At 35.3% G+C, this 26845-nt stretch carries 24 protein-coding genes; 21 read left to right on the plus strand and 3 right to left on the minus strand.

The annotated features are described in order from the left end of the window. Positions 1-25: 25 nt before the first annotated feature. The 13 genes from AC51AA_RS07685 to AC51AA_RS07745 all read left to right on the plus strand — a co-directional run bounded on the left by AC51AA_RS07685 (position 26) and on the right by AC51AA_RS07745 (position 8751). Positions 26-538, plus strand: coding sequence for a TPM domain-containing protein (locus AC51AA_RS07685; RefSeq protein ID WP_500705362.1), 513 nt, complete (start codon positions 26-28; stop codon positions 536-538). A 306-nt stretch (positions 539-844) separates the two neighbouring features. Next, positions 845-1330, plus strand: a complete 486-nt coding sequence (locus tag AC51AA_RS07690) for an SRPBCC family protein (protein WP_500705364.1) — start codon at positions 845-847, stop codon at positions 1328-1330. A 33-nt stretch (positions 1331-1363) separates the two neighbouring features. Further along, positions 1364-1792 (plus strand): hypothetical protein, encoded by a 429-nt coding sequence (locus AC51AA_RS07695; RefSeq protein WP_500705366.1) that lies wholly within the window; start codon positions 1364-1366, stop codon positions 1790-1792. Between the two features lie 21 nt (positions 1793-1813). Beyond that, on the plus strand, positions 1814-2500 hold the full coding sequence (locus AC51AA_RS07700; protein WP_500705368.1) for an aspartate/glutamate racemase family protein: 687 nt from the start codon (positions 1814-1816) through the stop codon (positions 2498-2500). A 68-nt stretch (positions 2501-2568) separates the two neighbouring features. Then, positions 2569-2937, plus strand: coding sequence for a nuclear transport factor 2 family protein (locus AC51AA_RS07705; protein ID WP_500705370.1), 369 nt, complete (start codon positions 2569-2571; stop codon positions 2935-2937). A 104-nt stretch (positions 2938-3041) separates the two neighbouring features. After that, on the plus strand, positions 3042-4088 hold the full coding sequence (locus AC51AA_RS07710) for a serine hydrolase domain-containing protein (RefSeq protein ID WP_500705371.1): 1047 nt from the start codon (positions 3042-3044) through the stop codon (positions 4086-4088). A 6-nt stretch (positions 4089-4094) separates the two neighbouring features. Continuing rightward, the gene (locus tag AC51AA_RS07715; protein ID WP_500705373.1) at positions 4095-4520 is read left to right on the plus strand and encodes a DUF1801 domain-containing protein; all 426 of its coding nucleotides are present in this window, start codon (positions 4095-4097) and stop codon (positions 4518-4520) included. Between the two features lie 302 nt (positions 4521-4822). Further along, positions 4823-5926: an MBL fold metallo-hydrolase gene (locus tag AC51AA_RS07720; RefSeq protein WP_500705375.1), complete on the plus strand. Its 1104-nt coding sequence runs from the start codon at positions 4823-4825 to the stop codon at positions 5924-5926. Beyond that, entirely contained in the window at positions 5883-6461 is a 579-nt protein-coding gene (locus AC51AA_RS07725) for a GNAT family N-acetyltransferase (protein ID WP_500705377.1), read from the plus strand. Before AC51AA_RS07720 ends, AC51AA_RS07725 begins: the two co-directional genes overlap by 44 nt. 53 nt (positions 6462-6514) lie before the next feature. After that, positions 6515-7096, plus strand: coding sequence for an LOG family protein (locus AC51AA_RS07730; RefSeq protein WP_500705379.1), 582 nt, complete (start codon positions 6515-6517; stop codon positions 7094-7096). Positions 7097-7163: 67 nt separating this feature from the next. After that, positions 7164-7631, plus strand: a complete 468-nt coding sequence (locus tag AC51AA_RS07735; RefSeq protein WP_500705381.1) for an SRPBCC family protein — start codon at positions 7164-7166, stop codon at positions 7629-7631. A gap of 56 nt (positions 7632-7687) precedes the next feature. Continuing rightward, complete coding sequence (locus AC51AA_RS07740; RefSeq protein ID WP_500705383.1) at positions 7688-8050, plus strand: iron chaperone; 363 nt, start codon at positions 7688-7690, stop codon at positions 8048-8050. A gap of 8 nt (positions 8051-8058) precedes the next feature. Beyond that, positions 8059-8751, plus strand: a complete 693-nt coding sequence (locus AC51AA_RS07745; protein ID WP_500705385.1) for a 2'-5' RNA ligase family protein — start codon at positions 8059-8061, stop codon at positions 8749-8751. A 6-nt stretch (positions 8752-8757) separates the two neighbouring features. Here the strand turns inward: AC51AA_RS07745 and AC51AA_RS07750 are convergent, their stop codons facing one another. After that, on the minus strand, positions 8758-9120 hold the full coding sequence (locus tag AC51AA_RS07750; RefSeq protein ID WP_500705387.1) for a VOC family protein: 363 nt from the start codon (positions 9118-9120) through the stop codon (positions 8758-8760). 68 nt (positions 9121-9188) lie between these two features. Continuing rightward, positions 9189-11336 (minus strand): cation:proton antiporter, encoded by a 2148-nt coding sequence (locus tag AC51AA_RS07755; protein ID WP_500705389.1) that lies wholly within the window; start codon positions 11334-11336, stop codon positions 9189-9191. 318 nt (positions 11337-11654) lie between these two features. On the opposite strand from AC51AA_RS07755, the gene AC51AA_RS07760 reads away from it, so the two are divergent. From AC51AA_RS07760 to ypfJ, 8 genes are all read left to right on the plus strand, one after another. Next, entirely contained in the window at positions 11655-13082 is a 1428-nt protein-coding gene (locus AC51AA_RS07760) for an L-serine ammonia-lyase (RefSeq protein WP_500705391.1), read from the plus strand. Positions 13083-13209: 127 nt separating this feature from the next. Continuing rightward, complete coding sequence (locus AC51AA_RS07765) at positions 13210-14409, plus strand: SH3 domain-containing protein (RefSeq protein ID WP_500705393.1); 1200 nt, start codon at positions 13210-13212, stop codon at positions 14407-14409. A gap of 49 nt (positions 14410-14458) precedes the next feature. Then, positions 14459-15277 carry a 3-methyl-2-oxobutanoate hydroxymethyltransferase gene (panB, locus tag AC51AA_RS07770; RefSeq protein ID WP_500705395.1) on the plus strand — a complete coding sequence of 273 codons (819 nt, stop codon included), beginning with the start codon at positions 14459-14461 and terminating at the stop codon, positions 15275-15277. Positions 15278-15309: 32 nt separating this feature from the next. Further along, complete coding sequence (locus AC51AA_RS07775; RefSeq protein WP_500705397.1) at positions 15310-16005, plus strand: RluA family pseudouridine synthase; 696 nt, start codon at positions 15310-15312, stop codon at positions 16003-16005. A 72-nt stretch (positions 16006-16077) separates the two neighbouring features. Beyond that, the gene (locus AC51AA_RS07780) at positions 16078-17406 is read left to right on the plus strand and encodes an aldehyde dehydrogenase (RefSeq protein ID WP_500705398.1); all 1329 of its coding nucleotides are present in this window, start codon (positions 16078-16080) and stop codon (positions 17404-17406) included. Between the two features lie 121 nt (positions 17407-17527). After that, positions 17528-18319, plus strand: coding sequence for a hypothetical protein (locus AC51AA_RS07785; protein ID WP_500705399.1), 792 nt, complete (start codon positions 17528-17530; stop codon positions 18317-18319). A 97-nt stretch (positions 18320-18416) separates the two neighbouring features. Continuing rightward, on the plus strand, positions 18417-22466 hold the full coding sequence (locus AC51AA_RS07790; protein WP_500705400.1) for a PAS domain S-box protein: 4050 nt from the start codon (positions 18417-18419) through the stop codon (positions 22464-22466). Between the two features lie 93 nt (positions 22467-22559). Beyond that, entirely contained in the window at positions 22560-23411 is an 852-nt protein-coding gene (gene ypfJ, locus AC51AA_RS07795) for a KPN_02809 family neutral zinc metallopeptidase (protein WP_500705401.1), read from the plus strand. Between the two features lie 342 nt (positions 23412-23753). Here the strand turns inward: ypfJ and AC51AA_RS07800 are convergent, their stop codons facing one another. Further along, the gene (locus tag AC51AA_RS07800; RefSeq protein ID WP_500705402.1) at positions 23754-26747 is read right to left on the minus strand and encodes an endo-alpha-N-acetylgalactosaminidase family protein; all 2994 of its coding nucleotides are present in this window, start codon (positions 26745-26747) and stop codon (positions 23754-23756) included. Positions 26748-26845 lie beyond the last annotated feature (98 nt).

The following is a 26845-nucleotide window of genomic DNA, read 5'->3' on the forward strand; positions in this document are numbered from 1 at the left end:
CACCAAATCTAATCTTAAACCTAAGATGAAAAAAAAACTCTTCCTTATCACAATTGTACTCGCGCTACTTTTACCAACTTGTATTTTTGCCCAAACAAAAAAAGACTTAAGTTCAAATTCTACATCAGCAAGTCCTTTTTCAAAATCGTACGATTATGTAAATGATTTTGAAAAAATACTCACCCCTACTCAAATAACCACTTTAAAGAATAGTTTAAAATCTTGTGAGACTAAGTCTCGTCGTAAAATTATTATTGTTACCACTTCTTCTATAAAGCCTTATGCGGATATTCCTCAATACGCATTACATCTCAATACGTATTTAGATCAAAAACTAAAATTAAACACTGCTGTTCTTATTGTACTCAGTAAAGAATGGAGACAAATTCAGGTTCAAGGAGTGGAACAGCTCGGTAACAAACTCACTGATAATGATACTAAAAATATCATAGCCACTTATGCCTTACCCGAATTTAAAAAAGGGGATTATTACAAAGGTTTAGAACAAGCAGTATCGCAAATAATCAAAAAACTATAGTAATACTTCAAATGGATCTTTAAAAAACGGTCTATAAAATATTTTAAGCAGACTTGAAAAAACTAGATTTTAAATAAGCCAATAGTTATCCTATTACACTTAAATTGAATTGTTGATGCCTTACTAGCAGTACACTTAATCAGAGTATTCACTATGCATAGTAAATATTTTAAATCACCACATAAGATTTCAAATTACTAAAGTCTGTACACTGTCCTATTCCCTACTCAAAATTGTCCGTAAAACACCTAACCAATTGATTTTTAAATCTTAAATTTGTTTTATAGATCTCTAAAATCATAGATAATGAATGCAACAGATTTTTCCACCACTATATTAGTAGACCAATCGCCTGCAGAAGTATTTAATGCCATTACCGATGTTCGAGGCTGGTGGTCGCAAGAAATTAAAGGGGCAGCTGCTAAACTAAATGATACCTTTACGTATCATTATGAAGATATTCATCGCTGTAAAGTCAAATTAATTGAGGTGATTCCGAATCAGAAAATAGTTTGGTTAGTTGAAGAAAACTACTTTAAATTTACTCACGACAAGACGGAATGGACTCACACAAAACCAACTTTTAAAATCAGTGAAAAGAATGGTCAAACGGAACTTACTTTTACTCATTTTGGCCTAGTGCCCCAATACGAATGTTTTGACATTTGTGAAGAAGCCTGGACAAATTATATCCAGAACAGCTTATTTAAACTCATTACTACAGGTAAAGGAGAACCGAACGCCTCTGGAAAACCGCAAACAGAGTCAGAAAAGAAATTATCTTCGGAATAATTGTTATAAATTCGTAGTACTAAAACCACCACTATGAATCCTATCTTAAAGAATACCTTAGCGGTCCTTATCGGCCTTTTTGTTGGAAGTGTAATTAATATGGCTATTATTCTCATTAGCAGTTCTATTATTCCTCCTCCCAACGGTGCTGATGTTACCACTATGGAAGGACTCAAGGCTACCATGCATTTATTTGAACCCAAACATTTTATTTTTCCCTTTTTAGCCCATGCCCTTGGAACCTTTACAGGCGCAGCAACCACAGTTCTAATAGCTGCCACTAACCAAGCAAAACTGGCATTAATCATTGCTTCCTTCTTTTTATTGGGTGGTATTGTCAACACCTTTACCTTGCCTTCACCACTTTGGTTTACTTTAGTTGATTTAATTTTCGCTTACCTTCCAATGACTTTTCTAGCGATAAAATTATTTTCAAAAAACAGCTCCCAAAAGTATTCTTAGTCTTAATAGCCCAAAAAAACAATGAGAAAAATTGGACTCGTAGGTGGAATCAGTTGGGTATCCACCATTGACTACTATAAATTGATTAACGAAGGGGTCAATCAAAAACTAGGTGGACTGCAATTCGCAGAATGTTTAATCTATTCTTTAAACTTTGGTGATATACAAGAAAAAACCTGGGATCATGCATACGAACTCCTTTTAAATGCATGCCTTAGTTTAAAAAATAGTGACGTTGATGCTCTGGTATTATGCGCCAATACAGCACATCTTTATGCTGATCAACTCGAAAGAGCAACAGGATTACCGTTAATTCACATCGGAACCGAAACAGCAAAAGCCATCACACAAAAAAAACTAAAAACCATTGGACTTTTAGGGACCACCTTGACCATGGAAATGGATTTTTACAAAGACCGTCTAAAAAGTTTTGGTTTAGAGGTACTGATTCCCGAAAAGCAAGAAACTAGAGATTATATACAGTATGTACTCAAGGAAGAGCTAGGCAGAGGAATTATTAATCCCGAATCTAAACAAAACTATATTTCAATAGCCAACGAACTGATCAGTCGTGGCGCTGAAGGCATTATTTTAGGCTGTACTGAAATCCCATTGCTTATCGACCAAACTGATTTTGTCTTACCGGTTTTTGATACCACAAAAATACATGCTGCCGCTATCGTAAACTTCTTAGTATCCGAAAGTTAAAAAATCACTTTTTTGTAAATTTCAGCTCATTATTTTCATAACTTAGTTAGCTTTTAATCTGTATGATCATGACTAAGAAATATATAGCTAAGGAATTTTTAAAACTAGCTTCCAAAGGACACTGTCACGAAGCTTTTCGGCTTTACGTAGCTGAAAATTTCAAACACCACAATGTCTACTTTAAAGGGGATGCTGAGACCTTGATGTTGGCCATGGAAAAATCAGCAAGAATCAATCCCAATAAGATTTTTACCATTCATCATGTCTTAAGAGATGGTGATTTTGTTGCAGTCCATTCTCATGTCCAACAAAACACATCGGATTTAGGTGCCGCTGTTGTTCATCTTTTTAGATTTGAGGCCGATAAAATTGTAGAACTTTGGGATCTCGGGCAAGGTGTTCCCAGCGAAATGATCAACGAAAACGGTATGTTTTAAACACACTTGCTACTACAAAAACTCACCATTCAAAGCTGAAGGAACAAGTAGAGTAACTTGAAAACTTCAAGAATGATAAAATCATCAACCCATAACCGCTCACAATGAATTCTATTTTAAAATCCTCCCTTCTATTTTCTTTCCTTTTCTTATTATCTTGTTTCCCTTCCTTTGCCCAAAAACAAAGCTCTTATAGCGCTCAAATTGATAGCTTGATAAAAGTAGTTGATCCAAAATTCAATGGCGTTATTTTGATTTCTAAAAACGGAAAAACACTATATTCAAAAGCGCATGGTTTTACCAATTTTGAAACTAAAAAACCGATACAATTAGACAGTCAATTCGAAATCATGTCCAATAGCAAACAAATAGCAGCCGTCTTGATTTTATTAGAGGTCGAAAAAGGCAAAATCGATTTACAAGCGCCAATCAAAAAATACCTACCGGAGCTCACTCAAGCCTGGTCAGATTCTATAAGCGTTCATCAATTACTAAATCATACGCACGGAATTATTGATTTGCAAAAACCTCTGGCTTTTAAACCTGGAACCGACTTCAAATACGGAAACATCAGCTTTAGTCTGTTAGGTAAAATTGTTGAATTCAGCACTAAAAAAAGTTATTCAGAAGTTGCCCAGACGCTCTTTAAGAAATTAAAAATGAAAAAGACATTTTGTTATTCTGAAGCCAAAAATCAAAATTTAGTTACGGGATACATCAATGAAAATGGTTCTTTTGTAACTGTAAAAGAAACGCTAATTAACGCTGAAAATTTAGGCGCGGACGGAGTTATCTCAACCGTAAATGATTTGGCAATATGGAATAATAATCTTCATAAAGGAAAGATTATAAAACCAGAAACTTACCTATCAATGTTGAAATACACTACTATGTCACAGCATAATTTCTTTGGAAAAGAAAAAGAAGGTTTTGGCTATGGCATTAGAATTATCGAAAAAGAGCCCGTAAAATATCTTGGTCACACTGGATTAGGCGACGGATTTTCTTCTGTAAATTTGTATTTCCCTCAAAGTGATGTGAGTTTAATTGTCTTGGAGAATCAGATGAATGAAAAGTCCGATTTATTTTATGCTTCGGAATTTAAAATCAAAAATGTCTTATTAAAAAGTGATTTACTGAATCAAAAATAAAAGACCATGGCTAAAAATAAAACGACCCAAACCGAAACTAGCGTTGAAGAGTTCATACAAACTTTTGTTAAAGACCAAACAAAAAGAGAAGACGCCTTTTCCCTTATCAACATCATGCAAGATCAAAGTGGTTTCGAGCCTAAAATGTGGGGCCCCAGCATTATTGGCTTTGGTAGTTATCACTATCAATATGCCAGCGGTCACCAAGGTGATGCCCCCCTTGTAGCCTTTTCTCCCAGAAAGGCCGCTATTACCCTATACCTCTATACAACAGCCGATAATCGAGAAGAATTTCTAACTAAACTTGGGAAACATAAAGCTTCAAAAGGTTGTATTTACATTAAAAAACTAAGCGATATTGATGTTGAAGTTCTCAAAGAAATGATCACCTTTTCTATTAATTATGTAAAAAAATTATATCCTGAAAACTAAACTGTTGTAAAATAAAAAATGAACCAAACCTTATTAGAAAATAGTTCCCAACGCCAAAACGATCATTTTATACTGGAGTACCTATTTTTCCTCCTTATCCTTACCATAACCTATTTTTGTATCAAAAGGCGCAAAAAATTATATACTGCTTTCTTAAATCGTATGGCCATCTCGCCACTGTCTGCTTTTCGACGTTTCCTAGGAGTACTAATTTTCATCATGATCGGGATCATGTTAGCTTTTAAACTCATTACACAACTATTACCTTAAATCTATTTCTCAACGCTCATTCCATAGATCAAATGATAACACTTTCCATACTGCTCCTCTTACTAGCACTCGTCGTTTATGCTTATTTACAGCATCCAAAGTTTGGCAAAAAACCAGCTGGCGAAAGATTGTCTTTAATACAAAAATCACCACAATTTAAAAACGGAAAATTTGAAAACAGCAGTTTTACACCCGAAATCACAGAAGGCTACGGCTATTTTGAGGTTATTACTGAATTTCTTTTCAAAAAGGTCGACAGAAAAATCCCAACGACCTCTCTTCCGTCTGTAAAAACCAATCTATTAACCCTTCCCCCTGATCAAGATGTTTTAGTTTGGTTTGGCCATTCTTCTTATTTCATTCAAATCGAAGGAAAACGCTTTTTAATTGATCCTGTTTTTAGTGGAAATGCCTCTCCTATTCCTGGTACGACAAAATCGTTTAAAGGGACTGATATTTATACGGTGGAGGACTTACCACTAATTGATTATTTATTGATTACACACGATCATTATGATCATCTGGATTATGAAACCATAATCCAACTAAAATCTAAAACAAAAAAAATAGTTTGTGGCCTTGGTGTTGGTGCTCATTTTGAACATTGGGGATTCTCCGCTACTGCCATCATCGAAAAAGACTGGAACGAAAAAATAGTATTGGACCAAAACATCAACCTGTACACCACCCCCGCCCGACATTTTTCTGGCAGAAGTTTTAATCGCTGTAATACGCTTTGGTTGTCCTTTGTTTTAGAAACACAAAACTTCAAAATGTATTTGGGAGGTGATAGTGGCTACGATACCCACTTTGCCGAAATCGGTAACAAATTTGGCCCATTTGACATCGCTCTACTTGACAACGGTCAATACAATGAGAAATGGAAATACATTCATAATAGACCTGAGGATGTTATCAAAGCCATCAAAGATTTAAAAGCCAAAAGAGTTTTTCCTGTGCATTCCGCTAAATTTTCATTAGCGCTCCATTCATGGGACGAACCTTTGATTAAAGTAACGGAACTTAATCAGCTATCCGATCATCCAACTCCTTTAATCACTCCTATGATTGGCGAATTAGTGGAACTAAAAAATGAAAAACAAGCGTTCCAACAATGGTGGAGAATCATCAACTAAATTCAAAACAATGGCATCAGACTACACGATAAGGGCTGCTTTTCCTACTGAGTTTCCTAAAATTGGACAATTGCTCATTAGAGTATATTCTCAACTAGAAGGTTTTCCTAAAGAAAACGAGCAACCCAATTATTATAAAATGTTGGCCAATATTGGCGATTTTACCAAACTTCCAGAAACAACCCTTTTAGTGGCCGTAGATACCAAACAAACTATTTATGGTGCAGTACTATACTTTAATGACATGAAATACTACGGTTCGGGAGGCATTGCCACTGGGGAGCAAAATGCCTCTGGTTTTAGATTATTGGGTGTTGATATTACAGCTCGAGGAAAAGGAATTGGTAAACTTATGACTCAAGAATGCATTAAGAAAGCGATTGATAACAAGCATAATGAAGTTATTATTCATTCCACTTTGGCCATGCAAACTGCTTGGAAAATGTATGATAATCTCGGTTTTAAACGTTCTGAAGATTTAGATTTTATGCAAGGAGAATTAGCTGTGTTTGGATTCAGACTAAAATTGATATAACCATTACCCATTCAAAATAGGACAAAACATAACTTAGCTAATCACGATATAACATGAAGAGAATAACTGTTTTCTGCGGATCGAGTTTTGGTACCGACGCTATTTACAAACAACAAGCAACTTTATTGGGACAAACCTTAGCCAAACAAAATATAACTTTAGTTTATGGTGGAGCCAAGGTCGGTTTAATGGGCGCCGTGGCCGATGGGGTTTTAGAGGAAGGTGGAGAAGTCATTGGTGTACTTCCCGTTTTTCTACAATCAAAAGAAATTGCACATCCGGGTTTAACCGAATTAATAGTAGTAGAAAGCATGCATGAGAGAAAAACGAAGATGAATGATCTATGCGATGGGGTGATTGCCCTTCCAGGTGGTTTTGGAACCATTGAAGAACTTTTCGAAATGCTAACTTGGGCACAATTAGGCCTACATAAGAAACCAATTGCCATTTTAAACATCAACGGTTATTATGATTCGCTAATTACCTTCACCCAAACTATGGTTCAAAATGGTTTATTAAAAGAGGTCAATCAAAAGATGCTTTTAGTAAGTGACAACATAGAGAATTTATTGTTTCAAATGAGTAACTATGAAGCACCAACTGTTGGAAAATGGATCAATAACGATCAAGTTTAAAGTATTCTCCTTAAATTAGTTGTTCGAAAAAATGGTTTCAAATTTCACCTTATACAAAGAACATCTTATGAAAGCAGAAAACAACCACTTTGCAAAAGCCGAAATGCTCATTAGAAAACCCATTTCAATCGTATTTCAAGCTTTTGTTGACCCTAATATTACTTCTAAATTCTGGTTCACTAAAGGTTCAGGTAAATTAGAAGAAGGAAAAGCTACCCAATGGACTTGGGAAATGTATGGTTTTTCACTAACTGTAACGACCTTGGTCTTGCAAGAAAATAAACGAATTGAAATTGAATGGGGAACCCCCAACGAGACTACTTTAGTCCAGTGGACTTTTACTTCATTAAATGAAAATGAAACTTTTGTAAGCATTATTAATTCAGGCTTAAAAGGCGAAACGGATATAATAATAGATCAAATTAGAAACTCTACTGAAGGCTTTACCTTGGTTTTGGCTGGAGCAAAAGCATACTTAGAACATGAAATTCAGCTGAATCTCGTTTTAGACCGCTTCCCTAAAGGTTTAGCATAAAAGATAGCTCCCTTTTTTTTCACTATCAAGTTTCACTACTCAAACGATAAAAGCAAATGGAAATTAAAAAACCTGAAAATATAGACCAATACATCAAGGGGTTTCCAAATGATATTCAAGGAATTTTAGAGCAAATTAGAACCACCATTCAAAACGCAGCGCCAAATGCAAAGGAAAAAATAAGTTATGCAATGCCTGCTTTTGAACAAAACGGAATTCTAGTGTATTTTGCTGCCTTCAAAAATCACATAGGTCTGTATGCTTTACCAAGTGGCCACGAAGCTTTTAAAGAAGAACTCTCACTATACAAAACAGGAAAAGGTTCTGTCCAATTCCCTTTAAATAAGCCTATCCCTTATGATTTAATTAGCCAAATTGTAAAATTTAGAGTGAAAGAGAACCTCGAGAAAAAGAAATAAAAGCGAGAATGAATTTACAAGAGCACTACCATCACCTTTATACAAAATCTGCTAAAACTATTTTAGCAGGGCATTACACATTAGACCCTCAACTAAAGAACGAAGATGATTCGCGATTTGGAATTACCTTACTCCTACGCCCAAGTAAAAAAATAAAAACCAATATACAATTATTTTTAGAAGAACTAAAAACTGTAGATCCTGTACAATATTACTATTGTGAAACTGACATTCACATTACCCTAATGTCGATTATATCCTGTTATAAGGGGTTTACTTTGGATAAAATCAACGTGCAAGACTATATCGAAATTATTCAAAAAAGCTTAGAAGATTTAGGTAAAATTAAAATCGATTGCAAAGGCGTTACTGCCTCTGATTCTGCCATCATGATCCAAGGTTTCCCAACGGATGAAACGTTGAATGATTTACGCGATAAATTACGTGAACGATTTAAAAAATCAACTTTAGAACAAAGTATCGATAGCCGTTACGCCATATCTACCGCTCATTCCACTGTAGTGCGATTTCAGGAAAAACTACAAAACCCGACCGCGTTCATGCAGGTGATTGAGAAATTTCGAACTTATGATTTTGGCAGCTTTAGTGTTGAAAATATAGAACTAGTTTACAATGATTGGTATCAAAGGAAAAGCAAGACGATACATTTGAGCGATTTTCCAACACGAAAAAGGTCCTGAATTCCATTACCCATTAAACTTCCCAAAATGCCACAAAACTCCAGAGGGATCGTGCAGAAAACACTCGCTTCCCCAATCTAGATGACGTATTGGAGTTAATTTCACGCCATACTTCTCTGTCAGCTTCAGAGCCAAAAGTTCATTATAATAATACGCAACATCATCAACTTCTAAGAAAATCATGGTATTTTCAATCCAACTTTTATCGTAATAGTCCTGTAAGTAAAAGGCCAAATCCCCTGTTTTAAAAACAGAAAACTTTGGATCAATAACAAACTCTTCGAATCCTAAGTCTTTATAAAAACGTCTGGATACTTCAAAATTTTTAGCTCCTATAAAAGGTCGAATTGATTTAGCTTTGTGATGCATGCCTCTTCGTTTTTAAATCCATAAAAATACCGTAGTGCAACAGACAGCCTTGGTTGTATTTAAAAAGATTAACCTTTTTTCAAAATACTTCCCAAACCTCTACCAATTTGTTCAATAGCCTCTATACCTTTTGTAAGCGGGGTCGCCGAAAAATCTTCATATGCATCCATCGCACTTTCTTTTCGATCGTCCTGAGGATACACCAAAATCAAATTGTTATCACTGAATAATTTCTCAAATTTCTGAGGCAGTTTATCATAAATGGACTGGTAAGAAACCGAACCTTTTCTCGATAAATTAAAAACAATCAAATCGGTCAATTTAATTTCATCTGAAATGGCTTCAAAATCATCCCAATCCAGTATACTTTTAAAACCCAACTTGGCATTTAACTTTAAATTATTGGCAATTTGCTGAATGGCTTGATGCGTTTTATACTCTGAAAAAATTACTATAGGAACACTTAATTCTTGCGATAATCGAGAGATTTTCTGCATCAATAAATGGAAACCCATTCCTCTTTCAGAAAAAGGAGGGCAAATAAAGACCAATCTTTTTTCCTCAATAAATGTTTTTTGAAATCTACAGATAAACAAACTCTTGTCGACATTATTAATAATCGAATCGACATTTTCACCAAAAATCTTATCTAGAAAACCTGTTTTACGCGGCCAGCCTATAATGACAATATCCGACATAATTTCTTTAGAAGTCCTAGCAATTCCACTAGCAGGATTATGATCAATTCTGGCAATGGTATTGATTTTCACCTCAGAGGCCGAACCTTGGATCACAAATTTATCGACCGCTTTTCGGTACTTTAGAATATTAATCTCTGCCTGATCATTATTAGGAACTATCGTTAATAAGGTTACCGGATTAGCTGATTTTTTATTCTTTATCAAAAGAGCGAAATCTAATAAACTGGCCGTTGCCGACGTTTTAGCTAATGGAATTAAAATATGTTCATCTAAAATTTGGTCGCTATTGGCATCCTCAGGTGAGACTTCTTCTTCACATATCGCAATTTTCTTGGCTGCTTTCTCTGTGGCAAAAGAAGCCACGATACAAGTTATTAAAATTAAGATAATCGTTCCATTTAAGATGTTTTCATCTAAAATATTAGCTTTAAACCCTACCAAAATAACAGCCAATGTAGCCGCCGCGTGGGCACTACTTAGCCCGAAAATAAGCTGTCTTTCTGTTTTAGTATATTTAAAAACGATCTGGGTAAAAAAGGCGGCAATCCATTTTCCAAAAAGAGCAACTGCACTTAATGTTCCTGCTACTATCAAAGCAGTTGGTCCACTTAAAATCACACTGATATCCACTAACATTCCAACGGAAATCAAGAAAAAAGGAATAAACAATGAATTCCCAATAAACTCAATTCTATTCATCAGTGCAGAGGAATGTGGAATTAAAGGGTTTAAGGCTAATCCAGCAACGAATGCTCCAATGATAGGCTCTACACCTGCCACTTCAGCTAAAAATGCGGCAAAGAAAACGACCGAAAGTACAAAGATATAATGGGCGTGTTTTTCACTTTCTAATTTCTTAAAAAACCACTTGGCAATTTTAGGAATCACTAAAAACATAATGGCAGAAAAAATGGCCAATGAAACACCTAATTTGATCCAAAATGCCTGATTCAAACTCCCTTGGCTACTTCCAATTATGACCGCCAAAATAATCAAAACGGCAGTATCAGTCAAAATAGTTCCACCAACGGTAATGGCCACGGCTTGATTTTTGGCAATACCTAATTTACTCACAATCGGGTATGCCACCAAAGTATGGGTAGCAAACATACTAGCAGTTAAAAAACTGGCATTAAAATCGTATTGTAGTAAATAAAAGCAAACTGGAAAACCGATCGATAATGGCAGGATAAAGGTAAAAAAACCAAATAACAAACTCTTATTTCGATTGGCTTTAAACTCATTCATATCAAGTTCTAAACCAGCAATAAACATGATATAAAGTAACCCAATAGTAGAGAATAAATCCACTGCTGAGTTTTTGGCCAAAATATTTAAACCGTGAGGTCCAATAATTACTCCCGAAATAATTAGTCCAATAATCCCTGGTATATTAATCTTTTTAAGTAAAATTGGCGACAACAAAATAATGAAAAGTATCAACGAAAAAATCAATACAGGGTTACTTAGTGGTAGTTCAAATTCTTGTATAAAATGCTTGAAAAATTCTATCATATTATAGTTTTATCCTCGTTGTGGTTTATCGATATTCGCAAAAGACATTTTATGAATTAAAATGGAATATCTAAAGTTCGAATTTACTTCGATTTGTTTAAAAAACAACAATCGGTTTCTTTTAGTCCTTGGTTTTATACAAAAATACCTAAAAAAATTACGAACTTTTATTGAAAACTCGATATTACGCAATTAAATTTATTTCATTATCAAATTACTAAAATTTAATATTATTTTTAACAAATACGCAACTTTAATAATCAAAAATTAAACATCTTTGCATTATTGAATTATCTTTGTCTTAATAAAAATTGAACAATGGAAGAATGTATCTCTGTATTTGACATGCTTAAAATTGGTGTTGGTCCCTCAAGTTCGCACACTTTAGGTCCTTGGAGAGCCGCAGAACGTTTTTTAGAAGAGTTAAAAAACGAATCAATATTAGACCAAGTCGAACGTGTAAAAGTCGACCTATACGGCTCCCTTTCCTTAACGGGTAAAGGTCACGCCACTGACTTATCTGTAATGCTAGGATTAAGCGGGCAAGATCCCGAATATATTCCAGTTGAAAATATCCCTGCAATTATCAAAACCATAGAAACTAAAAATGAAATTGTTTTGGGCAACCAAATCACGATTCCTTTTTTCTTTCTTCAAGACATTGTTTTCAATAAAGAATTTTTACCCTTTCATGCTAACGGTTTAAAATTCACGGCTTATAAAAAAGATGATTCCGTATACGAATCCACTTTTTATTCCATTGGTGGAGGGTTTGTGGTCAAAGAAGAACGTACGAATGCCAAAATTAATGAGGCTATAAAATGCGCTTTCCCCTTCCCGATCCAAAATGCGGTTGAACTTTTAAATTATACGATTTCAGAAAACAAATCTATTTCGGAAATTGTCTATGAAAACGAAAAATCAATGCGTACTGAGGCGGAAATCGACTTTGAATTAATACGCATTTGGAAAACTATGCTAGAGTGTATGTACATAGGTTGTCATTCGGAGGGTATTCTTCCGGGGGGACTAAACGTCCGCAGAAGAGCCTTTGATATGCACCAAAACTTAATCGGATTGTCCAACTATTCCGATCCTCAAAGCTGGTTAGAAGAAATTAGAAAAACAGAAGTCAAATTTCGTCAGATACTTAAATGGGTAAGCTGTTTTGCACTGGCTGTAAATGAAGTAAATGCTTCTTTAGGCCGTGTTGTTACTGCGCCTACTAATGGAAGTGCTGGTGTAATTCCAGCTGTATTGATGTATTATTTAGTCATTGAAAATCACAATGCGGGCGAAAAAGAAATCAAACAATTTCTGATGGTAGCAGGCGAAATTGGTAGTATATTCAAAAAAGGAGCTACTATTTCAGCTGCAATGGGTGGCTGTCAAGCCGAGATAGGCGTTTCATCTTCTATGGCTGCTGCAGCACTTTGTGAACTAATGGGAGGCACACCTGCTCAAGTTTTAGTGGCTGCCGAAATTGCTATGGAACACCATTTGGGCTTAACTTGTGATCCAATTGGCGGTTTGGTTCAAATACCTTGTATCGAAAGAAATACCATGGGAGCCATAAAAGCGATAAATGCAGCAGAATTAGCATTGGAAACCGATGCTAAAAATGCCAAAGTTCCTTTAGATAAAGTAATCAATACGATGTGGCAAACCGCAAAAGACATGAACTCTAAATACAAAGAAACCTCTGAAGGTGGTTTAGCTATTGCTGTAAATATGGCCGATTGTTAAAAATTGAACCACCTTATTCACTACAGCTACAACAATATTCATCCTTGAAATAATACTAAAAACCGATCAAAAGTCGGTTTTTAGTATTTTAAATCACTGGCCAAAAAGTCCATTAAAAAATGACTTCATGAAAAAATACTACTTCTTTATAACCCTATTGTTGAGTCCTCTTTTAATACAGGCTCAGCAACGTTATTTCCTAAACTCCGATACCCGATTGTACACCTCAAAAAACACAACTTCCGATTTTTTGGGTTACTTTAAATATGGTGCCGAGGTACAACTACTTTCCAACAATGAAAATGGTTGGTACAAGGTCAAATCGGATAATCTATCAGAGGGTTATGTTCCTGAGAACTTTATAGCCAAGTCACTAAATGCCAAAGATGTCAAAACTAGAGATAAAGAAAATCCGATTTTAGAAGGTACAGATCAATATTATGGTGGTAATCATCTTTTTGTTTTGGTGGCAGGTTTAAAAGCCAGAGCCCAGCCAGATAAAAATGCCAAAATCCGAGAAATATTAAACACTGGCGATCCTGTTGCGGTTAATTATCTTCCCAAAAACCAAGAAGATTGGGTCAACATAAGCGGTCAGTTTGACGATCAATACGCCCTATTTACCCTAAGAAAACTCATTGGAAAAAGGCCTGATTTTAACAGCCTATTGCAGCATTTTGACCAACTAGATCCTGCTGATATTGCACAACGCAAAACCATGGCCGAAAGGATTGTTGCCTTAGCTTGGAATAGTGAGACTACTACATTTGCTCCGGCCTACCAAAGGTACTACGAGATCGTTAAGCAATTGAACGACCCTAAATTACTGGCAGATACCGAGCTCAACATAGCCATAACCAAAGGCCTGCTAAAAACTAAAAAACCAGAAGAAATCGTGGCTTTTGCCAAAAAAGCAGAATTTATCTTAAAAGGATTAAAAACAAAATCTTGGTATCTATCCCAACAAGATTTGATAAAAACATTCGGTAAACCACCTAAAAAAGCCATTATAGGTAATGAATGTGGAGTATTCCTTAGTGAGCTTTTTTATTATTATCCTGATTTCGAATTTTCGGTGGACGAATCACAAAATAAGGCAGAACTTACCAAAGTTTTCATCAACAAGTACAATAAACTGGTTTTAAACAGCACCAACTCGTTAGATTATTCCTTATCAGAAAAAACATTTATTGAAAAATATGGCACTTATATCGGAGCCTCAATAAAATCACCACATTTATACACTATTCAACTGGAAGACAGCGAACTTAGACTATATTTTAAAGAGGGTAAATTATTTACCATAGAAATATTCTTTTATTGCTGATTTCAATTTATTTTTATTCTCTACTTTTACACCCTCAAAAAAAACTAAAATGTCAGTAGCAAAAAAAGATTACAAAAGAATCACTACAAAGTCCTTAATCGAAATGAAGAGCCATGGAGAAAAAATCTCTATGTTAACCGCTTACGATTATACCATGGCTAAAATTGTGGATACAGCTGGAATCGATGTGATTTTGGTGGGCGATTCAGCATCGAACGTTATGGCGGGTCACGAAACGACATTACCAATTACCTTAGATCAAATGATTTACCACGCTTCTTCTGTAGTGCGTGCTATTGAAAGAGCTTTGGTTGTGGTCGATCTACCTTTTGGAAGTTACCAATCTGATCCAAAAGAAGCTTTGCGTTCTGCTATTAGAATCATGAAAGAAAGTGGCGGACACGCTGTGAAACTTGAAGGAGGAAAAGAAATCAAAGAATCAATCAAAAAAATATTAAATGCTGGTATTCCTGTAATGGGTCACTTGGGTTTAACACCACAATCCATATACAAATTTGGTACTTACACTGTTCGTGCTAAAGAAGAGGAAGAAGCTGAAAAGCTAATGGAAGATGCGAAAATGCTAGAAAAAATTGGTTGTTTTGGTATCGTCTTGGAAAAAATCCCAGCGCATTTAGCCGAAAAAGTAGCCAAAAGTATTTCAATCCCAGTCATTGGAATCGGAGCTGGCGGGAATGTGGACGGTCAAGTTTTAGTTATTCATGATATGTTAGGAATGAACAATGAATTTAGTCCACGTTTTTTACGTCGTTACTTAAATTTATACCAAGAAATGACATCAGCCATTGGTCAGTATGTTGCGGATGTAAAATCTAGCGATTTCCCAAACATTAACGAGCAGTATTAACATTTCCTTTATAATCACTTAAAAAAATCACCTTGTCCAATAAGATTATTTCCAACAAGAGCAATCTCCAAATTCTACACGAAGACAACCACATCATAGTGGTCAATAAACGCGTAGGCGATATTGTACAAGGCGACAAAACCGGTGACAAACCTTTGTCTGAAGTTGTAAAAGAATACATCAAAGACAAATACAATAAACCTGGCGAAGTTTTTCTTGGCGTAATTCACCGCTTAGACAGACCCACTACTGGAATTGTTGTTTTTGCTCGAACAAGCAAAGCACTATCACGTATGAATGAAATGTTCAGCAATCGTGAAACTCAAAAAACCTATTGGGCAGTTGTCAAAAACAAACCTTTGGAAACAACTGCCAAATTGGTTCACTATCTCAAAAGAAACGAAAAGAACAACACTTCAAAAGCCCATATCAAAGAAGTCCCTGATAGTAAACTGGCTAGTCTAGATTATACTATTTTTAAAGAACTTCAAAATTATGTGGCTCTAGAAATCAATTTACATACAGGTCGTCATCATCAAATTAGAGCTCAATTATCCGCTATTGGATCTCCTATCAAAGGCGACTTAAAATATGGTTTTGACAGAAGTAATCCTGATGGTGGAATCCATCTGCACGCTAGAAAACTTGTTTTTATACATCCTGTTTCTAAAGAAAACATCACCATTGTCGCTCCTACCCCTGATGATACCATTTGGAATGCCTTGTGATTTTATGACATAATTGTTTAGATTTTAAATTTTATCAATTAACTTGCGTATTGAAAACTAGTTAAGGATATTATGAACTACAAAAATGACATCGAATACAGAAAACAAACCTTAAAAAAATTGTTGTATAACATACAAAAAAATGAAGATTTAATTGTAAAAGCTTTATACGACGATTTTAAAAAACCTGAATTTGAAGCTGTTTTAACAGAAACCAATTACGTAATATCTGAACTAAAAGATACCATTAAAAACATTCGGAATTGGTCCAAACCCAAACGAGTTTTTCCATCCATCCTTAACTTCCCTTCTACAGACTACATTTACAAAGAACCCTACGGAAAAGTATTGGTCATCGCTCCATGGAATTATCCTTTCCAATTGGCCTTATGCCCATTAATTTCCGCTGTAGCAGCTGGAAACCAAGTTATTTTAAAACCCTCTGAACTCACTCCTCATACCGCGGCTATCATCGCCAAAATCATCGAAAAAACTTTTCATATCAATCATGTGGAAGTCATTCAAGGCGGTATTGAAGTTTCGAATAAATTATTGGCTCAGCGTTGGGATTATATTTTCTTTACTGGAAGTGTCTCTGTTGGTAAAATTATTGCCAAAGCTGCCGCTGAACACCTAACACCAATTACTTTAGAATTAGGCGGAAAAAATCCGTGTATTATAGATGAAACCGCTAATTTGAGATTAGCAGCCAAACGCATTGTTTGGGGAAAATTTATCAATGCTGGCCAAACCTGTATTGCACCTGATTATATTTTGATTCAAAAAAACATGAAGGTCAATTTCATCACTTTTATGATCGAGGAAATCACGAAAGCTTATGGAAAAAAAATGGAGAAATCACAAGACTTCGCGCGCATTATCAATACCAAAAATTGGTTGAGATTGGTCAGCATGCTCGAACCTGAGAAAATAATATTCGGAGGTGAAACCGATGCCAACAAAAATTATATTTCACCCACACTAATAGACGAACCAAGTTTGGACAGTTTGATCATGAAAGAGGAAATATTTGGTCCTCTTTTACCTATTCTTACATACGAAAAAGAACAAGACATTTACACTATTCTTAATCGTTACGAGAAACCCTTGGCCTTCTATATCTTTAGCGACCATAAAGTATTTGCTCGAAAATTAATCGATACTTGCTCTTTTGGAGGTGGCTGCATCAACGATACCGTTGTTCACTTTTCTAATAAAAGACTCCCTTTTGGAGGCGTTGGCCATAGCGGAATGGGTGCCTACCATGGTCAGTTGAGTTTTGATATTTTTTCACATCAAAAAGCAGTAGTCCGAAAAGGTACCTGGCTTGATTTACCGATGCGATATGCTCCCTATAAAGATAAATTAAGCGCTCTTAAACGACTATTAGACTGGATGTAAAAAATCAAAACTAGACTACTAATGTTTTGTCGATTCTCCAAAGGAATTGATTAAAAATATTATATTTACATTCCATTAAACTTCATAAACTAAACCAATAAAACAACTCTACTTAAAAAAAATGAAATCGACACTTGACCAAATCAAAGACATTCAAAATCATGGTTATACCTTAGATTTTTCAACCGTTTTTAATCACGCTTTCGAAAACTATAAAAAAATTGCCCTATATGCTGGATTAATACTTTTAGTCTTTTCCGTTCTCTTTGGTGTGACGATCTACAGTTTTTTAATCGCTTTCTTTGGTATCGAAAAAATTACCAATGGCGTCCTTTTTAATATACAACCCCAAAACTTAGCGCCTCTTCATTTGATTTATTACATTGTTGGAGTCGTCCTTTTTTCAGGACTTTTTGCTCCATTTGGTGCCGGTTTTTTAAAAATGGCTGATTGTGCAGAAAAAGACCAAGAATTCAACGTTTCTACTATTTTTACCTATTATAAAAGCCACCATTTTTTACAAATTTTCCTTGCTACCGTAATTGTTTCGCTATTTAGTGTAATCATCACTACTTTTCTAGAAATTCAAAAGCTTAATAATTTAGGTTTAATAGTCTCACTGGCCATATCCTACTTTACTTTTTTAATGCTCCCACTTATTGTTTTTGGGGATTTAAAAGCAATAGATGCTATACGATCTAGCTTCATCATTATTATCAAACAACCTATAGTGCTATTAGGACTAATGCTTTCCATTTTCATCGCCTTAGTGATAGGCTTGTTAGGATGTTGTGTTGGAATCCTTTTTACAATTCCTTTTAGCTACTCTATGTCTTATGCTATGTACCACTCCATCTTAAACATGGACAATGAGGATCCTATCGATACTATCGGTCAATCGGATAATCAATAACTAAAAAAAAAATCTAACCTAAAAAATGAGCTTAACCACCTCTAGTTATGAAATAAAATAAAAAAACAAGTACAAAACCGAGCATACCCAAAAAAGTATGACACAAGACTATCATTTTTTTAATTTTCTACTTACAGGAATTGCCAATTCAGGCAATATCCTCAGGTCAATTAATGCAAATTGCTTCATTTATAAGTTCCATATTATTTTTTTTAATGACCCCAAATTCATCCTTTTAGGTGTTTTATTATTTGGGTTTCTTGGCTTAATGGTTTATCAATTCTTTAGAATCAAAACCAAAATAGGCTATTTCATCGAAAAAAAACTCGAAGACGAAACGGAAAACAAAGAATACCAATTGTACATTTTGTTTTTTGGTATCGCCGTTATTGTAATTGAGATCATTAATGAAATTTTCAAAGTCCGACCCGAAAGTTTACTGATTTTAAACTTATCCATTGGTTTTACTGTTCTGCTTATCTACCTCCTCACAGATAAAATTAAAGTGCTGCGAGACAAAATTCAGCCCATTTTCATTGTGGGCTTCTTTGTTTATATTTCCTATATTGCCTACAACATCATTAACCTTCAAGATGATGTTGTCCCCACTATCGTTTTTTTAATCTCCTTTTATTTTTCGTATAACATTCTAAAGCCAATAAAAATTTACTGGCTCTTTGTTGGACTTACCTTTGCCTTTTTAATCTTCGCGATTGCTTTTCATTTAATCCCAATAAAATCAGCTGTTTTATTGCTCAATTTTAGCATATTGGGTTTTATCATCAACCATGTAAAGTATGCCGTTTTACTAAACAACAAAGACAATTTTAGATTCACTAACGAAATTGTTCACAAAGGAAATTCATTGACCATTGCCACTAACAAAAAGAAAGAAATTTTGTTTTGCAGTGAAACCATCAACAGTATTTTGGGGTATTCCACAGATGAGGTCATGGGATTAAACTTTTGGAAATTGACTCAAAATACTCAATTTATTGAAGAAGATCAGCCTGAGAACAACGAAGAAAACAGACTTTATATTCGCAAATTAAAAAGTAAAAATGGAGAATACAAATACATCCAATGGAAAGATAAAAAATTCTCTGAAGACCTCATTATTAGCATAGGACAGGATGTAACCGAGCAGGTTATTGTTCAAGATCAATACAAAAACTTAATCCAAACCGCCACTGATATTATTTTTGAAATCGACATAGAGGGTTGTTTTACTTTTGTAAACGAATTTGCTTATTCCACTTTAGGCTTTACTGAAAGCGAAATTATTGGCCAGCATTACGCATCTTTCATCCATCCTCATTATATAAAAAAAGCCGTCGATTTCTACGAAAATTTGGAGCGAAACGAGGATAATTTTCCCACCATTGAAATTCCAATTTTAAAGAAAAATGGTGATGAAATATGGATCTCACAAAAGATCATCATTCGTAAAAATGACATAGGCGAAATAACAAGTTATGCCGGAATTGCGCGTGATATTACTAAAATTAAAAATATAGAGCAGGAAGAAAAAAGGCGTCAAGAAAAAATCGAAGCCTACAACAATTCTACTAAAAAATTATCCACAACCGATTTTAGCAAATACAATAGCTTAAATGCTGTTATTGACTACATAATAAAAGAATCGGCAATTGTTAGCAAAACCAACCGCGTTAGCTTCTGGAAATACAACAAAGATTCCATTAGTCAAAAGAACTCCTTTTCCACAGCTGTCGGCTCTTTAGAAAAGAGAAAAAAGCTCAAAAAAGAATTGTTTCCCCTATATTTTGAAACCTTGCAAAACAAGGCCATTATCAACGCGCCTGACGTTTTTAATAAATTCGAAACATCCGAATTCCAAGACCTTTATTTTATCCAAAACAGAACCAAATCCATACTAGATGTTCCCATCTTTATCAACGGACAATTAGCTGGCGTGGTATGCTTTGAAAGTACCAACCAAAAAAGAGTTTGGGACAACGAAGATATTAATTATGCCAAAACCACTTCGGATATAATTTCCTTGGCTATCTCCTCTCAAAAGCGTTTACAAGCGGAACGAAAACTAGAGTTTAAGAGCCAATTATTATCTGCACTTGCTCTTTGTACCGAAAAATTCTTACTGAGTAAAACCACTCATGAAATGTTTCAAGAAACCTATGATTTAATTGGAAAAGCAGCCAAAGTAGATCATATGTACTATTATGAAAAAGACTTTATTGACGATACACTTACCCAAAAATACAAATGGACGAGAAACGCGTCAAACGAACAAACAACAACTGTAGGGCAGTTAACTAAAGACGATTTAAAAGAGATTTACGATGCGTTAGAAAGTAAAAAGCTCTTAAACACCCCTACACGAAAACTTAAGGATACTTTTTTAAAGAAAACGTTAATCGCAAGACAAATCAAATCCATCTTGGTTTTACCCCTGTATGTCAATGATGTTTTTTCTGGATTCATTGGTTTTGATGATTGTACTCGCGAAAGAAAGTTTTCTGAGGAAGAAATCTACATCTTTCAAGTATTGGCTAACAATATTTCTTCGGCCTTAGAAAAAAATCGAAATCAGACCAAAATCGTTGAGAGTGAAGAAAAATTCAAATTAATAGCCAACAACATACCTGGCACCGTTTATCTGTCTAAATTTGATGCTTTTTCCACCAAAATTTTCTTAAATGATGAAATCTTAAATCTAACAGGCTACTCTAAAACGGAATTTATAGAGCATAATTTATCGTTCTTATCCCTTATCCATCCGGACGACAAAAACGAGGTCATCACCAAGCAAATACACAATTTAAGAAATGGTATCCCTTTGCATAATGTTTATCGCATTCAGAAAAAAGATGGGGAATACATTTGGATTGAAGAATTTGGGGATGTCATTAAGAAAGGGGATGAAATTGAATTTGTGGGAGGTATTTACTTTGACATCACCGACAAAAAAGAAACGGAAGACGCCATAAAAGCCAAACAAATAGCAGAAGCAGCGAATAAATCCAAATCCGATTTTTTAGCCAATATGTCTCATGAAATTAGAACGCCACTAAATGGTATTATCGGTTTTACTCATTTATTGATGAGAACAGAACTGGGAGAGATTCAAGAAAAGTACATGACTACTATAAATCAGTCAGCACATTCCCTACTAGAAATTATAAATGATATTTTAGATTTTTCAAAAATTGAAGCTGGAAAACTAGAATTGTTTATTGATGTATATGATGTCAAAAAGGTACTTGGACAAGTTTTTGACTTAATTGTATACGAATCCAATCAGAAAGATCTTCAACTCGAACTCAATATTGGCTCTGATGTTCCCAAATACATCTGGACGGACATAGTGCGTCTCAAGCAAATCTTAATCAATTTACTCTCGAATGCCGTAAAATTCACCACTAAAGGATCTATAAAACTTAATGTTTCGCTATTAGAAAAAACCAAAGAGAACTACTGTAACATTCGCTTCTCTGTAGTGGATACAGGAATTGGAATCTTGGATAAAAACCAAGAGAAAATCTTTACGGCCTTCTCTCAAGAAGACAGCTCTACCACTAGACAATTTGGCGGAACTGGCTTAGGACTTACCATTTCAAATCAGCTATTAGCTTTAATGGAAAGTCATTTGCAACTCGAAAGCAAAATAAATTTGGGGAGTAATTTTTATTTTGACCTCAATTTAAAAACTAGCGATCAGAGCATTAGTGACCGCTACGACAGTGAATTCAAAACTATCCAGTTAGAATCCGACAAAAACAACAACACTTTACATAAAAAAATTAGCTTTTTAATCGTAGAAGATAACAAGGTTAATATGTTACTGCTAAAAACCATTATACAAAACCTGTACAGTAAAGCCGTTATTTATGAATGTAAAAATGGTTATGAGGCTGTAAAACAATTTGAAAAGATCAATCCAGATCTTATTTTTATGGATATTCAGATGCCAATTATGAATGGATACGAAACGACAAGAGCCATTAGAAACATGGTTAAAGGCAAAAATATTCCTATAATCGCGGTGACTGCCGGTGCTGAAAAAGAAGAACGTAATAAATGTATCGCTGCAGGAATGGACGACTATATCTCTAAACCGATCATGAAAGGAATTGTAGAAGAGGCCTTAACAAAATGGTTAAAATAAATAAAAAGTAAATCGATTTTACTATCGAATTATTTCCAAAAAATATATAAATTCGTATTAATTAAAACGCAACAAGCTTAAATAGAATCTAATATGAAATGGCAAGGCAGAAGACAAAGTGATAATGTTGAAGACAGAAGATCAATATCTGGCGGAAAAGTAGCTGTTGGAGGTGGTATTATTGGTATCATTATTCTGTTAGTCAATGTTTTTGGCGGTGAAAATGCACAACTAATTACACCTGTTTTGGAACAAATGCAAGGCGGACAACAAACACAAACCGAATCAGCAGCTCCGTTAAGTAAAGAAGATGAAGAAATGGGCCAATTCGTCAAAGTAATTTTGGCCGACAATGAAGACATCTGGAGCAAAATATTTGAGGAGAATGGAATGACTTATAAAAATCCAAAATTGGTGCTTTTTAGAGGAGCTGTTCAAACTGCTTGCGGTGGAGCATCATCGGCCTCAGGACCCTTTTATTGTCCAGGCGATCAAAAAGTATATATGGATTTAGGCTTCTTTGAAGAGCTAAAAAATAAATTTGGTGCACAGGGTGGCGATTTTGCTATTGCGTATGTTATCGCGCATGAAATTGGGCACCATGTACAAACCTTACTAGGAACATCAGCTAAAATGCGTCAGGCACAGGAAGGTAAAAGCGAAACGCAAGCCAACAAGCTCTCTGTAGCCTTAGAATTACAGGCCGATTTTTATGCGGGCGTTTGGACACATTACAATCAAAAAAACTTAGACGTGGATGATATTGACGAAGCCTTAAGCGCTGCTCAGGCCGTTGGGGACGATGCCATTCAATCTAAAATGCAAGGTCAGGTAGTGCCGGATTCTTTTACACATGGAACTTCAGCCCAAAGAATGTATTGGTTCAAAAAAGGATTCAGTACAGGGGATATCAAACAAGGAAATACATTTCAAGACATTCAATAAATACAAAAACCAAACTATAATAACCAAATGAAGCATGATCTAAAGGTCATGCTTTTTTTGTACCCACCTTAAAGATCTGAACAACAGCACAACCGTTTCCAATCCAGAAAAGTACTGAGTTCACTATAACAACCAACGATTCTCACCTCTGATCTTAATCGGTTCATTTCCCTATTTGAAGCCGATCCAACCCATATATCTCGCACTTGCACCTCTACTCTTTTTCTATACTACTTAACACCATTTTATTTCAATAAATGGTAAAAAAAAAATCAGATAGTCATGCTAAAAAGCTTCTATCTGATTTTTTAAAAGTCAGTTAATTTTATCTGACATTGTTCTCTACTGCTCTGTAATGACCAAATCATCCAAAACAAAATCAGATTCCTTGCCATTAATTTTTTCGATTCCAAACCAAGAATTTCCGCTATCAGAAGCTAAGAAAGTAAAAGAAGCAGTTGTGGGCGTAGTTACTGTGTTTAGCACAATTGACATATTTGTTTTCGTTTGATCTCCGCTTACCAAAGCATAATCTGCTCCTGATGTTTCATAGCTGAAGGTCACCTTGTAGGTTTTACCCGCTTTGAATCGAATAGTTTGTGGAATAGTTTGCAATAACAAACCTGCTTCTTCGCCGTGCGCTTTTAAGGACCAGTTTCCATTTATTACATCATCGATTGGCTTTTCGTTCCACCCTTTTTGAGTATAAGGGGCATGCAATTCTGATAAGTGGACTCTTGGATCATTTACGCCTCCAGCTGGTCCTTTAACAAATGGATATAAACCGTCAGGGATATTTTCGAAATTTTCACTAAAAAAGATATTCGATGGCTTCGATTCCTGTTTTACAGCTACTACACGAATATCATCAAACACTACCGTTTCTAAACCTGCGTCAGCATGCAAAAATAATTTTGCAGTGGTTTGACCTTGTGGTACTTTAAAGTAAATATACATGCGTTGTAAGTTGGTATCGTGTTTCGAATCTGCAGCAATATAATTCTTCCATAAAGAACTGTTAGCATAATTACTTACCTCTTGTCCTCCATAGTCTCTTACTCCTAAATAAGCTCTTCGGTTACCATTTGTATTTACATAAACCGATGCATAATAAGTTCCTGCAGCTAATCCTGAAAGTGTTTGACTTACTGTCACTGGAGCGGTACCATTAATTTCAAGTTCATATTGACCAATTTTACTACGCACTACAGAAACACCTAATCCTTCAACAGTCCAGTTCTTTAAATGACCACTATTAAATCCAGGATCTTTTATAAAAGTTCCTTCTCCCCAACTAAGGGCTGAATTTGAACTATTTTTGTTTTTGTACACAACATAAGCTATGCTTGGTTCTGCATTCAGGATAATTTGACCATTCTTAATCTCTACTTGTTGTGCCAATTCCCTTCCTTGATCCGTAAGTTTGTATAAAGCAACTGTTTTTAGGTTTTTCCAACTTTGCGGTAAATCCCAAGTTGTTGTTCCTCCTGCAGTATTCCAATGATACAATTTTTCTTCTGTCAATGGATTCCAAGGCAAAAGATAAGTATCCCCATTTAAAACGGTTCGACCGTCTTTTGTCAGGATACGTTTTCCCGAAACCATACTTACTGTTACATTTTTCTCTAAAGTAATACCATTTTCCTCCCAAGTAAGGATAGGAAAATGTTGCAAGTATTTCGTAGGAAGATTAGTAGCGAAGGTCATTGAAATACAATCATCAAAATTATTTCTACCTTGCCATCCTTCGAAATCTCTCATTTCAGTACCACCAAGTAATGGATGCCTGGCTATCCAGGTATCTTTCTGATGATTACGAATGAACCGAACAATTTGGCTATTGAATCCTTTGATGTCTTTTCCCCCATAGTCATAATCAACAGCCCAATGATTCCAAATGGCATCATATTCATGATCGTTAGGAAATTCTGTAGTCAGCGTCAAACCTAAGGAATGGATTTCACGTCCCAGTTTTTTACTGTCCCAGCTCCCTTTGTCATACCAAACATCACAATAAATAAAAGCAAGTGAAGGCACCTGATCCTTTAAGGATTTAAGCCTACCCATTCTATTGTTGGAAGTGGCGTCGTAACGTTTGTTGATATAGTAGGAAGGATCTAACCAATCCCAGCCTTTTTTTGTTTTGTTGACCAGTGAATCATTAAAGGCCGTGGCCTCCGGATAGGATTCTGTACCATTGATGTGGACTCCCATGAATGCATTGTACTGAATCGCTTGCTTACAAAGCATCTCCATATCTTTGGCACCACCTTGCCTTTTCCCAATATCTCCATAGTCAGGATGTTTGGAATCATGTCCCTCCGAACCATACCCTTTTAGAATAACATACTGCCCCAAGCCATCTGTATTTAGGAAAACTCTTTTCGTCTCGTCTAATGTTTTTGTAAATGGGTTTGTGGCCTGACTCCCAAAGTTCATTGGAATGCGTTGTACCACTAAATTGGGAATCTTATCACTCCCCATGGGATTATTCATGATACTTCTGAAAGCGATTGCGCCATCTTGCCAATCTACTTTTCTGTCTTTGTTTGTATCATCGGTAATCACAATTTTAACAACTGGAAGCGGATCTGTAGCGGTCATCCCTTTGGCACGATAAATCCAAGAACCGTTCCATATTCCTGTTCTAGAATAGTCCTTTTTTTTGATGGTTTGCTTTAAAACTCGATCATCATCTGATTTTTCTCCTGTCGAGTTACTCCACAAACTTGCGGCGAGTTGTTCATTATTAACGATACCATAAAGATAGCCTTTTGCAATGCTGTCTTTTGCAACGGTCGCAGTAAGGGGAACAAATACGTCTCCAGTTCCTTTAACAGCCGTAAACATTTTTACTCCAGAAAAAATAGCTCCTTTTTGGGTACTTCTTACCGAGAGTAAATTGTGCTGCGGTATCTCCAAACTACTCAACTTGAAAGTTCCCTTTTCTTCAATTTTGGTAACGTTAAGTTCGACGATATTAGCTACAACTTTAATCTGAATTTTTACCGTTACGCTGATTTCAGGGATCTCTAATATATAGTTTGCCTCATTTTTTACTATTGAAGAAGTGATCTTAGGGCTATAAAGTTTACCATTAATCTTCACTTGTGATAATTTATCTTCCTGACCATAAAAAACAGTTCCATCTGAAATCCAGTTATACTGCTTAATTCGGGGAAACGACTTATCCAGAAACACACGAAGTATTTTTGATTCTATAGTCTGAATACTGTCTTTTTCAATAGCAACGAGATTGCTTTTGGCAACACAATATTGAATGGGAAGGACTTGAAAAAGGAGTACGAAAAACGCGCTAAGGCTGAATGATTTCATCTTTAATGGTTGAGTTAATGGTTTTGCTAGTGTCTATAGTGCTATTCACGATTATTATTTTCCGCAGCCTCGATATTATAAAATTTATATTCCGAAAT

It is taken from the genome of Flavobacterium sp. OHVDL-2026-0007 (assembly GCF_059882335.1).